Below are 12,469 nucleotides of genomic sequence, written 5' to 3' on the forward strand. Positions count from 1 at the left end.
GGCCTGGATTGGCCGATAATCGGCGTTTTTTAAACATCCTGCCGTCGATGCTTAAAACCAAACACCTGCTGCTGGTCGAAGACGATCCCGACATTGCCGGCCTGCTGGCCGACAATCTGCGCGACGAAGGTTATCGGGTGGATGCCGTCGGCGACGGCGATGCCGCGCTGGCGGCGATCGCCGGCAATCGCTACGACTTGCTGTTGCTGGACGTGATGCTGCCCGGCGTCGACGGCTTGGAAATTTGCCGGCGGGTGCGAGCCGGGCCGGTGTATACGCCGATCATCATCGTCAGTTCCAAATCCAGCGACATCCAACGCGTGGTCGGTCTGGAAATGGGTGCCGACGATTACATCGCCAAGCCGTTCGCGCTGGCCGAAGTAGTCGCCAGAGTCCGCGCGCTGTTGCGGCGGGTGGCGGCGTTGAGCCAACCGGCCGCCGAACCGGCCGATGCTGTTCTGATCGCCGGCGGTTTGCGGATCGATGCGCAAAGCCGCGCGGTGGCGTTGGACGGTCAACCGGTAGCCCTGACCGCGCGCGAATTCGACTTGCTGCACTTCTTCGCCCGCCATCCCGGCCGCATGTTCACCCGGCTGGAACTGCTGAATCAGGTTTGGGGCTACAACCACGACGGCTACGAACACACCGTCAACTCCCACATCAACCGCTTGCGGGCCAAAATCGAAGCCGATCCGGCCAAACCGGCGCGCATCCTGACGGTATGGGGCGTCGGCTACAAGTTCGCCGGAGCGGACGATCCCGGCGCATGACGCTGAGCTTCCAAAGCCGTATCGCGCTGTTGTTCGCCGCGCTGTTCGTCGCGGTGCAGGCGCTGACGGTGGTGTGCATCTATGTGGCGGTGCGCGACAATCTGCTGCGCCAACTCGACCAGGACTTACGCTACGCCGAGCAAGCCTTTCGACAACTGCTGGTCGAACGCGCCGAACGGGTCGCCGGCGAGACCGGCTTGCTGGTCGCCGATTTTGGGTTTCGCAGTACCGTGACCGGCGGCGACCCGGCCACCATCGCCTCGGCGCTGGAAAATCTGCTGTTGCGGGTCCGCGCCCAGCGCGGCATGTTTATCGACCCGCAATTCAACGTCGTCGCCGATAGCGCCGGACTATGGCAAGGCCGAACGTTTCCGTATGCGCAAACCTTGGCGGAGGCGGACGCCGACCGCCCGCTGGTCTGGTTCGGCCTGCTGAACGATCGCCTGCAGGAATGGGCGCTGGTGCCGGTCCTGGCGCCGTTGCCGATGGGCTGGGTGGCGGTGGCGCAGGCCGTCGACGAACAGCGCATCGCCCGGTTTCGGCAAAACTCGCTGTTGCCGCTGCATATCGGTCTGGCCGAACTCAGTGCCAACGGCAACCGCCTGCTGGCCGGTTCGGCCCCGGAGGCGGCCCTGGCTTTGCTGAACAACCCGGCCGACCGGGCGCTGACCGCCACGGTCGATACCGGTCAAGGCCGTTATCTCGGCCGGGTACTGGCTTTGCCGGCGGCCGGCCGCGCGGAAGGCATCGTCGCGTTGCTGCAAATCAAATTCACCGACGCCTTCGCCGGCTACCGCCATATGCTGTTACTGGCGGCCGGGGTGTTGTTGCTCGGCCTGTTGGCGACGCTGTTCGGCAGCGTGGTCATCGCCCGCAATCTGTCGCGGCCGCTGCGCGCGCTAGCCGGCGCCGGCGAACGGGCGGTCAACGGCGATTTTGCCGCCTCGCCGCTGGCCGGACGCAGCGACGAATTAGGCCGACTGGCCGATACCTTCGTCCGCGCCGCGCAACTGGCCGGCCAACTGGGCGAACTGCGTCAGAAAGACCAGGAACGCCGCGAGCTGGTGGCCTCGGTATCGCACGATTTGCGCACGCCGTTGGCCGCGTTGCGCGGCTTTCTGGAGACCATGCAGCGCAAGGCCGATACCCTGCCGTCCGACGAGCAGCAACATTTTCTGGATACCGCGTTGCGTCAGACCGAAAAAGTCAGCCGCTTGGCGCAAGAGTTGTTCGAGCTGGCCAAACTGGAATGCGACGACGCCAGTCTGAATCCCGAGCCCTTCAACTTGGCCGAATTGCTGCAGGACGTCGCCCAAAAATACCGCTTGCAAGCCGAGCAGCGCGGCGTGGCCTTGCAAGCCGAACTTCGCCCGGATTTGCCTATCGTCGCCGCCGACATCGGCCTGATCGAGCGCCTGCTGACCAATCTGATCGACAACGCCTTGCGCCACACGCCGAAAGGCGGCCGAGTCCGGCTGGACGCTTGGCCGGCGCGCGGCCGAGTGGCGGTGGCGGTCGGCGATACCGGCATCGGTATCTCTCCGGAATATCTGCCGACTTTGTGCGATTGGGACTCGCCGCTGGCCCGCCGCGCCCGCGCCGACGGCGGCGGTTTCGGGCTGATCGTGGTCGGCAAGATCGCCCAGCTGCACGGCGGCCGCTTGCAAGTGGAAAGTACCCTCGGCGTCGGCAGCGAATTTCGTTTCGACTTGCCGCTGGCCGATTCGGCGCGCGCGGCCGGCGGCAGCCGGTAACCGAACCATGCTCAGCAGACCGCCAACGTCGTTCCCGTTGAGGCCGGAGTCCGCGATTTGGGTTTGCCGCGGATTTTCGGTAGCGTTGCTGACTATATCCGGCTTGCTGTCACCAGCCAGCGCAGCCGCCGACGGCCAATTTCCGGAAGTGACTTGGCACGGCCTGCTGGACCTGCGCTACCAACACAGCGATGCCGCGCCGGGCGAGCTGGAACACGGCCTGGGCAAGCTGCGCGCCGGCGGCGAGCGCGACCGCTGGCGGGTCAACGAAGCCGCCGCCACCTTGCAGGTGCGGTTGGACTGGGATTGGATGCTCAACGCCACCGTCAAATACGCCGACCGTCAATCGACACCGCTGGATTTGACCGAAGCCTATCTGGCCTACCGGCCGGTCGGCGCCGCCGGTTGGCGTTTGGCCGGCCGGCTGGGCATGTTCTTTCCGCCGATTTCTTTAGAAAACACCGGCACCGCCTGGAGCAGCCCGTACACCTTGAGCTCGTCGACGATCAACGCCTGGGTTGGCGAGGAATTGCGCGCGTTCGGCGGCGAGCTGCGGGTGGATTACCAAACCGAAGCCGGCGATAAATTCGGCGTGTTCGGCGCCGGCCTGGCCAACAACGATACCGCCGGCCTGATGCTGGCCTGGCGCGGCTGGAGTTTGCACGACTTCGAATCGACCTTGACCGGCCGCCTGCGTCTGCCGGACGGCATCGCCATACCGGCCTTGTTTCCGAAGCAGGCCAATGCCAGCCAGACCTTCGTCGAAGTGGACGGCCGCCCCGGCTTTTACGCCGGGATCGCCGCCGAACGGCCGCAACGCTACACGCTACGCGCGCTGTATTACGACAACAACGCCGATCCGGCCGCGCTGTCCGCCGGCCAATACGGCTGGCACACCCGCTTCTGGAGTTTGGGCGCCAAAGCCGAATTGCCCTGGGAAACCACGCTGATTTCGCAAGCAATGACCGGGCGAACCAGCATGGGCGAATTGCTCGGCGACTTGCGCGCGGTCGACGTCGGCTTTTGGTCGGCAAGCTGGCTGTTGAGCCGGCCGCTGGGCGACGGCCGTTTCAGCGTGCGCTACGAACGTTTCGGCAGCGACGAACGCGATTACCTGCCGCAAGACCGCAACGGCGAACACGGTCAAGCCTGGACCGTGAATTACAACCTGACCTTTGCCCAGCACCATCAATTGAATGTCGAATTCAGCCGCATTTTCAGCGCCCGCCCGGCGCGGCAGGAACGCGGCGAAGCCGCTTATCAGGAGGACACACTGTGGCAAGTCGCTTACCGGCTGTTTTTTTAACGGCCTGGGCCGCGGTCGCGCCGGCCGCGGAATTGGCGGGGAAAGCCTTGGCCGGCGGCAGGCCGTTGGCCGATATGGTGGTCGCGGCCCAAGCCTTGGACGCCGCCGGCCGGGTCAACGATCCGCCGGCACCGGCGGCGATGGCGCTGGATCAGAAAAGCCGCGAATTCGTCCCGCACGTGTTGGCGGTGCGCAGCGGCACGCCGGTGTATTTTCCGAACAGCGACGCGATCAAGCACCACGTCTATTCGTTTTCCGCGGCCAAGCGTTTCGAGATCAAGCTCTATAGCGGCGTGCCGCGCGAACCGGTACTGTTCGACCGCCCCGGTATCGTCGCGCTGGGTTGCAATATTCACGACTGGATGTTGGGGTATGTCTACGTCAGCGACGCGGATTATCTGACGGTTACCGACGCCGAGGGCCGCTGGACGCTGGATTTGCCGGACGGCCGCTACCGCTTGAGCTTCTGGCACCCTGACGCGTTGGAACAAGCGGCTGAGCAAATCGTCAGCGTACCGGCCGCCGAACTGACGCTGACGGTGGAATTAAAAACCCGCTTCCCCACCGGCAAGCCGCCGGCCAGTTTGCAAAATCAAGGTTACGGCGACGGGTTTTGACGCGGTGCGAAACCGGAGTACAAATCCAGATTTGCACTCCAAACCGGACGTGGGCAGCGGCGAAATGGGTCAGGGGGAATGCGCCATTTCGCCACCGAGTCCGAAAAATTAAAGCCAGTCGCTAGACATCAGCGATAGAACGACTCGGCTAGAGCCGGGCGCCGATCGGAGTACAAATCTAGATTTGTACTCCACCGAGTTAAGCCGACCGCCTCAAGCCGGCAAAGCCGACGCAGGCGCCCGCCGCCGCAACCAGCCGAACAACGGCAACACGCTGCCGAACAACCAAGCCGCCGCCGGTACCGGCACTTGCGACACCGCGCTGATTTGCAGCAGCGGCGTATTGGCGCCGGGCAGGTCGGTAAAGTTGTAACCGGCCGCGGTCGCCAGACCGGCGTAGACCGCAAAGTCGTGGTTGGCCTGAATCGTGCCGTTTTGTGCCGGACTGTCCAAGGCATTGGAACCGGCCAGGAAAGCCGCGCCGGTGGTGCCGTCCAGTTCGGTGCCGGCGTCCCAAATGCTGCTGCCGTTCTCGACGAAGGTGCCGCCGGTGAAATGGCCTTGGGCGTCGAACAATTCGATTTCGGTCGGCGAGTCGTTGCCGACGAAACGGTCGTTGGACGGCACCACCATCGCGAAATAACTCAGGTAGCGGTTTTTAACCGGGTCTAGGTCCAGGGTGACGCTGCCTTTGGCGCCGGGCAGGAAAATGCCTGGGCCGAAGGCGTTGACCGACGCGGTCACCGTCGCGCTGGTACCGCCGGCCGCCGCCGCGCCGCTGGCCGCGAACGCCGACGACAAGCCGGCGCCGCTGCCTAACTCGGCAATCGCTTCGATGGCCGACGACGCCGTGGTGCCGACATCGAACGCGTCGAAGGTACCGTCGTGCAAGGCGATGAAAAACGGACTCAAGGCCGGCCCGTTGGCGGCGGACAGATTGCTGAAACTCAGCGTGACTTGAGCCGCCTCGGCCGAACTCAACGGAGCGGCGCCGGCCGCCAACAACAGCGCCGACAGCGCAAAAGCGTGGTTTTTCTGCATCGTGATTCTCCTTAATGTGAATGCCAAATGGCGCGGCCATTGTGCAATCGGAAACATCACGAAATCTTCACGGGGAGGTCAAATGGGCGTGAGATGTGGGGCTGTCAGTCAGCCAGTCGTAGGGTGGGCAAATTGCCCACCGTTTCAATTCGCGTGAACACAAACACCGTGCCCACCGGGGCAGTCACTGCATGACCTCCCACGGATTGAGGATGGTCACGCCCGTAGCCTGGAAGTCGGCCACGTTGCGGGTGACCAGCGCCATACCATGCACCAGCGCCGTCGCCGCGATCAGCGCATCCCGCTCGCTGCGTTTGTCGGGCACATGGAGCTTGGCGCAACGCAGTGCAACCGCTGTATTGATCGGCAGAGTCCGTTCGGAGAACTCCGGCAAGACCTGCTGTTCCAGCCATGCCCGCAACACCGCGCCTTGGCCGGCGTCCTTGCGCTCGATCGACAAAACGCCAAACTCCAATTCCATCACGGTGATAACCGACAAGAACAAGTCGGCGGCATCGACGCTGTCGGCCCATGCCGCCACATTCGCATCCGCCTTGCCAATCCGGACTTTCCGCAATTCGGAAACCACGTTGGTGTCGAGAACATACATCATCCGAAATCAGCCGGCCGGGCCCCCACCGTCAAAGGCTGCGGTTCGAACTCGATGTCCGTGTTGTCCGGCATAGCCAGCGAATCGGCAATGTTGCGGCGCTGCCTTGTCAGCCGCTGGTATTCCTCGATGCTCAACAACACGTGAGCCGGCTTGCCTCGATCCGTGATGAATACCGGGCCATTCTTGGCCGCCTTCTTCGCGCGGGTAACATCCTGATTCAGCTCTCGGCTGGAGATGGTCGTAATAGCCATGGCGACACCCTCTATTTGCAATGTATGAACATTACTACAAGCGAGCAAAGGGCACCAGCTTTTTGCCGCCGCGCGCTGGACAATTGGGTCGGCTTAGCGGGGTGTGGGGATTCAAATTGAATTGGAAAATGGTACGCAAGGTATACGCGGCTTGAAAGCATGCAACGATTGCATCACAATCCCTAGCCATGCCAGTCGTTCAACGTTTTAGTTTTTGCCGGGTTCGGGTCAACGCCAAAGACCATCCGCCGCCGCATTTCCACGTCTTGATGAACGACGGGCGCGAGGCTTGGGTCAAAATCGACACTCTGGAAATCATCCACGGCAAAATTGCGCTGCGGGAATTGTCCGAAGTATTGGTGTGGGCAAGAGCCAATCGCGACAAGCTGACCAAGCTATTTGAGGAATTGCAACGATGAGTAAAGACCATTTTCAACTGACCAAGGTCGAGCCGTTAACCGAATACAAGCTACGCTTGCGTTACGCCGACGGCCAAAGCTTCGAGGTCGATTTGAACGCTTGGATCACCGAAACCGAAGCGCTAAGTCCGCTGAAAGATCGGGACTTATTTGCGCAAGCCAAAATAGGTTTCGCGGGACGGACGGTTGATTGGATCGAAGACGAACTCGATCTGGCCGCCGATAATCTGCGCAATCTGGCGGTCGAGCAGTCCGGCGGCATCGGCCACGAACGCATCCGGCATTGGCTACACGACACCGGACTCACGCTGGAGCAAGCCGCCGAGGCTTTGGGTATTTCCCGCCGCATGCTGATTTATTACCGCGACGGCGAGAAACCGATTCCCCGCGCGATCTGGCTGGCCTGCCTGGGCTGGGAAGCCGTACGCCCAACCGGGTCAACTTTGCCGCAACATATTCCTTCGGTTAAGGAATACGCGGCGTTGCATGCTTGATCCTAAAAAGAGCAGTTTGGCGATGAAAAATTCCGTTCGTCCTGAGCTTGTCGAAGGGCGCGCGGGATTTTTCATTCACCCGTTTGGTGAGTGTATTGCGAGCCGTCCATGCTTCGACGTTGCTCAGCACGAACGGCCCGCAATACACGCCAACTGCCGTTTTTAGGTTGATTGTTTAGCAAGAAACGGGCAGGTTGGTCGAATAATTTCGAATAGGCTCCAGTGTTGCCCGCCTTTTTATGCCACGTGGGCACAAACACCGTGCCCATCCAGGTTTGCATGAATTGCGTTAACTGGGTACCTATGCGGTTTTTTGCAAATCTTCCATGTCAACGGCAAGTGGTATTTCAACTTTAATTTGCCCTGTATCCATTAGCCAAGGAAAAACCGAAAACTGCCAAAGCAATCTTTCAACATGGATATTAAGAGCGGTTAATTCCGAAATGTCAGTCCATTTGCCTTGCTTGGAAAATATCTTTTCCAAATCCCGCTGATATACATAAATCCATTTTTTCAATCCCAATTCATCAAGGATTTTGGTTACTTGTTCTTCGTCGCCAAAAAATGATTTCCCAAGACCGTCACAATGACCAATTAACGATGCCGCGCAGCTTAAAGCATCTCCAATATTTTTAATAGCAAACTCTAAAAACGAATCCAGATCACCATCATGTCTGTAGGATAAACGCGCATTTGGAATAACTTCCTTGGCGTGTCTGAATGCAATAATCACTTGATCTCTATACCAATCTTCCTTATTTGGCTTACATCCTGCGGAAGTGCGGGCACAAAAATAGGAGCTGCATGCATTATAAATATGTTTAAAAAGAATCCCGCTCCAACGATCTTCCAGTGGCTTTATAAGAGAATCTGGCAGAGTAGTGTCTACTAATTCAATGAATGAAATGCCAGCTAATAACGTTACAAGCACATGCAACGCTGTTTGGAATAAATCTTCATTTTCTGGATTAAGTAATGCTTGTCCCAGCCAAGAAGAGGAAATTATAGATGACATAACTTTTTCATCAATTATCATTACATGAGCGGTAGCCAATCCAACGCTATGCTCTTCTTCAATTGGCTCTAGTAGCTGAGATATTAAAAATCGTTTATCGATTGTTTGAATTATTTCTGGGCAGTTAGCTGTAAAAACAACTGATTCAATTCGGTTTAGTGGCATAATTTTGGCCAACTCACAGACAATAGCTTCTATAACTGACGCTATTTTCTCTGCGCTTTCACGATCAACGGAATCAGGAAAAGAAACTGGGAAGCTAATGCCAGTTTTATCTTGAATATTGGCGCTGGTGACTTTTATTTCACCAGGAATTTCTATCGTTGACTCAAGACATGAGGTTTTACCCAGTTGCTCAACTGAATTACGGGCAATGGACAGGATATTTTGCTTAGATTCTTTACCTATATCGGCTACGTAAGACGCAATTGCCGCTGTATTAATAGGGCTTACGAAAAACTCTGCACTGCAAGCAGCAGCAAACCGATTGAATTTTTCAAATTCCACCCTCCTGTTAAGATCTCGACGGCCAACTAGAAGTTGATTGGTACTTATCGGAAGAAGTACTTGTTCAATATTTTCGACTTCGCTTCCAAGGACATGAGGAATCCACCGATTTTCCGAAACGCCAACAGATATCGCTACGCAATCGGGCAATATTAAATTGGCATCAGGTACTTTAATGACAGTCCAATTTAATTGCGTCAATGTCTCAATTCTTGGTTGTGGGGCGAGACTCTTTTCAAGAGCTTGTATATGGCTACCGCGAGCCAAAGTCGGTATTTTTGAACCAAAAACATTTAAAGCGTCAGGCAACCAGGAAAGACGTTGAGCATATATTGTTTCAAATTCTTCTCTTGAGTAAAAAAGCGCAATTCGTTGAAGTAGTGTCTCCGGAATTTCGCAAGATAGATTTTGACGTAAAATTCTTAAATTCTCACTAAGTTCTTTAAAAAATTCTGAGTTCGATTGATTGTCGTCCAGGCCAATCATAGACCTTAACGACTCCGGTTCCGAGACCAATGTACTTGTTGTAGTAATAATCTCCTGAAACCCTAATCCGAAGACATTTCTTAAAAAGTCTCCACGAATTGTCAGGTGAGTAACAAATTCTGCAGCAAGAACGCAATCTACTGATTCATTTGTTGCCAAATCACGAAACTGCTGTAACACTTTTGCCAAAGACTTTTCGTAATTGGTTATCAAATCATCAAGAGTTATTTCCTGGTCACCAGATGGTAATTCTGAATAGAAGTGTCTTTCGGCAGCAACATTAACTGTATTAGTCAAATAGGGGGCTTGGCCTGCTTTGAAAACCCATACCTGAACTTTGTTACCACGTCGCTCTGCTGAAAAGCCTTTCAGCAAACATTGGGGTATATAATGTTGTTTTCGGCCGGACATAATTTCTTTAAATAAATATAATCAAAAGTGTGCGGCCAAATCACGACCGTTTTGAAAACAGCGAATAGCACGTACGATGCGGTGAACAAAGCGAATCACATCGATCGCGTCATTCTCTCCCCACTATCTTCGACAAATCACGTGGCTCTTGGAGATTGAAAACGGTGCCGTTGCTATTTTGTTCTTTTCTCGATCGATGCGGTTTGCTCCTCACCGCATCTACGGGCACGCAAATGGGTTCAGGTCTTTCAATCAAGCAACACATTAACTTGGCAGAACAACCTTAATTTATAACTTCACCACTAGCGTTAGTTATGCTGGCGTTCATAGTGGGTCCAGCTGTCATGCTTACCTTAGCTGACCGTTTCAAAGACCGTATCGACTTTGCCTGATGTTTGTTGGCTTTCTTCAAGCATGCGTGTCTTGTATCTTTAATATTGCTTGTCTTGACAAACAATATCAAAGGGTTACGAAAGCATGGCTAAAAAATTATCTTGAATAAGCCGGAAGATTATCTTGAAAAACGCCATTGAACAACTTCACGCCGAACCTTTGCCGGGTGCCGTGACGAGGGCCGTAGGGTGGATAAGCGAAGCGCCATCCACCTATTTGCGTTCCTATGGCGGATGGCGCTTCGCTTATCCACCCTACAACTTTTATTATTTGAATGGCTGATTTAAATTTTAAACCGACATCCAAGATAAATACACGAACTTCCGCAGTGGGTCGAAGCCGGCCATATCTAAAAGTAGATAATTCTTTCTGAAATTACAGGTATTTTGCCTGTCGCTCAATTAACAATTCCAGCCCGTAAAACCTCACAACCACCTCGCCTCCCGTTTCAAGCGCTCCGAAATCAAATCCACGAAACTTCTGACCTTGGCCGAGGCGTAGCGGCCTTCGCGATGCAGGACGTGGATCGGGACCGGTGGCGGTTCGTGGCGGTTTAGCACGGTTTGCAGTTGGCCGCTGGCGAGGTAGGGGGCGATTTGGTAGGACAGCAGGCGAGTCAAGCCCAGGCCCAGCACGGCGGCTTCGATGGCGGCGTCTATCGTGGTCGTGACCAGCCGGGGTTGGACCCGCACGCTGAGCGCATCCGCGCCGCTGCCGAAGCGCCAGTCCGGGCCGGCGCTGAGGCCGCCGGCGGCGATTAGGGCGTGGCCGGCCAGTTCGCTCGGGTGGTTGGGGGCTGCGTGGCGCTTTAAATATTCCGGCGCCGCGCACACGACCGGCCGCACTTGGCCGACGCGTAACGCCCGCAAACTGGAGTCCGGCAATTCGCCGATGCGAATGCCGACATCCATGCCTTCTTCCAACAGATTGACCACCCGGTCGACGAACATCGCCGTCACGCTCATCGCCGGGTAGCGTTGCAGATAATCGACGATGCCGGGCATCACGTATAACTTGCCGAACTGCGCCGGCGCAGTCACGGCTAGGTGGCCGGCAGGCTCGGCGTTGATGCCGGCGGCGGCTTCGTCGGCTTCGTCGACGTCGGCCAAGATCCGCTTGGCGTCTTCCAGATAACGCTGGCCGGCATCGGTGACCCGCACCAGCCGGGTGGTGCGCTGCAGCAGCTTGACCTGCAAACGTTCTTCCAAGGCGGTTATCGCCCGCGTCACCGCCGGCGGCGACATCGCCAAACGCCGGGCGGCGCCGGCAAAGCTTTGCGCCTCGGCAACCGCGACGAATACCGTCATCGCTTGCAGTTTGTCCATCTTCTACCTCCTTGAATCGGTCCGAACCGGGGTCGGTAAGCGGCGCTTGAACGCCTATTTTATTCCGATAAACGGAATAGTGAATTGTAATTTGTCCGTATTCTGTTTATTCGAAGTAGCCAATACACTGTCCCCACGGTTGGCAAAGGCCGGCCGCAACCCGATTCCATCATTCCCTACATTACTGAGGTTTTTATGAAAATTTACGAATTCCGCGCCTTCCCCAATCCGCTCCGCGCCCGGATGGCCGCCGCCGAAAAAGGCTTGACCGACCGTATCGAGTTTATTCAGGTCGACGTGCCGAACGGCGAACATAAACGTCCCGAGTTTTTGCAGCTGAATCCGGTCGGCAAGGTGCCGGTGTTGGTGCTGGACGACGGCACGGCGATCGCCGAGTGCACCGCGATTACCGAGTATCTGGACCATAGCGCCGGCACGTCGGTTTTGACCGGCGAAACCGCCCAACAGCGCGCGCAAATCCATATGCTGCAACGCCGCGCCGAGGCCTTGGTGCTGGACGCCGCCAGCGATTATTTCCATCACGCCACGGCCGGTTTGGGCAAGCTGGAGCCGATCCAAATTAAGGAATGGGGCGAATACCAGCGCCAGGTGGCGATCAGGGGCATGCATTATTTCGACAGCGTGCTGCGCGGTAGGCGTTATGTGATGGGCGAACAGTTGACGATGCCGGACATCACGTTGTTTGCCGGTCTGGCCTTGATCGAGCTGCTGCAGATTGGCATTCCGGAAACTTGCACGAACTTGCGCGACTGGCGGGATCGAGTCGGGCAACGGCCGAGCGCGTCGGCTTGATCGGGTTTGATCATGCCGTTTGAGTGGGCCGGAGTCTATTGCTTGGCCGCTTGAGGTTTTAAGTTCCCTTCGGCTCCGCTCAGGGAACGGACTCTTCGGCTCCGCTCAGGGAACGGACTCTTCGGCTCCGCTCAGGGAACGGACTCTTCGGCTCCGCTCAGGGAACGGACTCTTCGGCTCCGCTCAGGGAACGGACTCTTCGGCTCCGCTCAGGGAACGGACTCTTCGGCTCCGCTCAGGGAACGGACTCTTCG

12 protein-coding genes are annotated in these 12,469 nt (G+C 57.0%); 7 read left to right on the plus strand and 5 right to left on the minus strand.

Annotated features, from left to right (window positions below; translation table 11 throughout):
• Nucleotides 1–47: 47 nt before the first annotated feature.
• The 4 genes from BJL95_RS09595 to BJL95_RS25110 all read left to right on the plus strand — a co-directional run bounded on the left by BJL95_RS09595 (nt 48) and on the right by BJL95_RS25110 (nt 4,447).
• A complete protein-coding gene (locus tag BJL95_RS09595; protein ID WP_064027761.1) occupies nt 48–770 on the plus strand; it encodes a response regulator transcription factor in 723 nt (240 codons plus the stop codon).
• A complete protein-coding gene (locus BJL95_RS09600) occupies nt 767–2,524 on the plus strand; it encodes an ATP-binding protein (protein ID WP_071157473.1) in 1,758 nt (585 codons plus the stop codon). The genes BJL95_RS09595 and BJL95_RS09600 overlap by 4 nt, the downstream gene beginning before the upstream one ends.
• An 85-nt stretch (nt 2,525–2,609) precedes the next feature.
• Complete coding sequence (locus tag BJL95_RS09605) at nt 2,610–3,830, plus strand: hypothetical protein (protein WP_139306199.1); 1,221 nt, start codon at nt 2,610–2,612, stop codon at nt 3,828–3,830.
• The gene (locus BJL95_RS25110; RefSeq protein WP_071157478.1) at nt 3,800–4,447 is read left to right on the plus strand and encodes a hypothetical protein; all 648 of its coding nucleotides are present in this window, start codon (nt 3,800–3,802) and stop codon (nt 4,445–4,447) included. Before BJL95_RS09605 ends, BJL95_RS25110 begins: the two co-directional genes overlap by 31 nt.
• Nucleotides 4,448–4,660: 213 nt before the next feature.
• Here BJL95_RS25110 and BJL95_RS09615 read toward each other — a convergent pair whose 3' ends face one another.
• From BJL95_RS09615 to BJL95_RS09625, 3 genes are all read right to left on the minus strand, one after another.
• Nucleotides 4,661–5,488 (minus strand): spondin domain-containing protein, encoded by an 828-nt coding sequence (locus BJL95_RS09615; RefSeq protein WP_071157480.1) that lies wholly within the window; start codon nt 5,486–5,488, stop codon nt 4,661–4,663.
• 184 nt (nt 5,489–5,672) lie between these two features.
• Entirely contained in the window at nt 5,673–6,101 is a 429-nt protein-coding gene (locus BJL95_RS09620) for a type II toxin-antitoxin system VapC family toxin (RefSeq protein WP_175463684.1), read from the minus strand.
• Nucleotides 6,098–6,352, minus strand: coding sequence for a type II toxin-antitoxin system Phd/YefM family antitoxin (locus BJL95_RS09625; protein WP_071157484.1), 255 nt, complete (start codon nt 6,350–6,352; stop codon nt 6,098–6,100). Before BJL95_RS09625 ends, BJL95_RS09620 begins: the two co-directional genes overlap by 4 nt.
• A gap of 188 nt (nt 6,353–6,540) precedes the next feature.
• Here BJL95_RS09625 and BJL95_RS09630 point away from each other — a divergent pair, with 188 nt between their 5' ends.
• Nucleotides 6,541–6,771, plus strand: coding sequence for a DUF4160 domain-containing protein (locus tag BJL95_RS09630; protein ID WP_071157486.1), 231 nt, complete (start codon nt 6,541–6,543; stop codon nt 6,769–6,771).
• Nucleotides 6,768–7,265, plus strand: coding sequence for a DUF2442 domain-containing protein (locus tag BJL95_RS09635; protein ID WP_071157488.1), 498 nt, complete (start codon nt 6,768–6,770; stop codon nt 7,263–7,265). The genes BJL95_RS09630 and BJL95_RS09635 overlap by 4 nt, the downstream gene beginning before the upstream one ends.
• 301 nt (nt 7,266–7,566) lie before the next feature.
• Here BJL95_RS09635 and BJL95_RS09640 read toward each other — a convergent pair whose 3' ends face one another.
• Complete coding sequence (locus BJL95_RS09640; protein ID WP_071157490.1) at nt 7,567–9,684, minus strand: DUF4238 domain-containing protein; 2,118 nt, start codon at nt 9,682–9,684, stop codon at nt 7,567–7,569.
• An 818-nt stretch (nt 9,685–10,502) separates the two neighbouring features.
• Nucleotides 10,503–11,402, minus strand: coding sequence for a LysR family transcriptional regulator (locus BJL95_RS09645; protein ID WP_071157492.1), 900 nt, complete (start codon nt 11,400–11,402; stop codon nt 10,503–10,505).
• Between the two features lie 195 nt (nt 11,403–11,597).
• Here BJL95_RS09645 and BJL95_RS09650 point away from each other — a divergent pair, with 195 nt between their 5' ends.
• On the plus strand, nt 11,598–12,215 hold the full coding sequence (locus BJL95_RS09650; RefSeq protein ID WP_071157494.1) for a glutathione S-transferase family protein: 618 nt from the start codon (nt 11,598–11,600) through the stop codon (nt 12,213–12,215).
• The last annotated feature ends 254 nt before the right edge of the window (nt 12,216–12,469 follow it).

Source organism: Methylomonas sp. LWB (genome assembly GCF_001856095.1).
GTDB classification, from domain to species: domain Bacteria; phylum Pseudomonadota; class Gammaproteobacteria; order Methylococcales; family Methylomonadaceae; genus Methylomonas; species Methylomonas koyamae_A.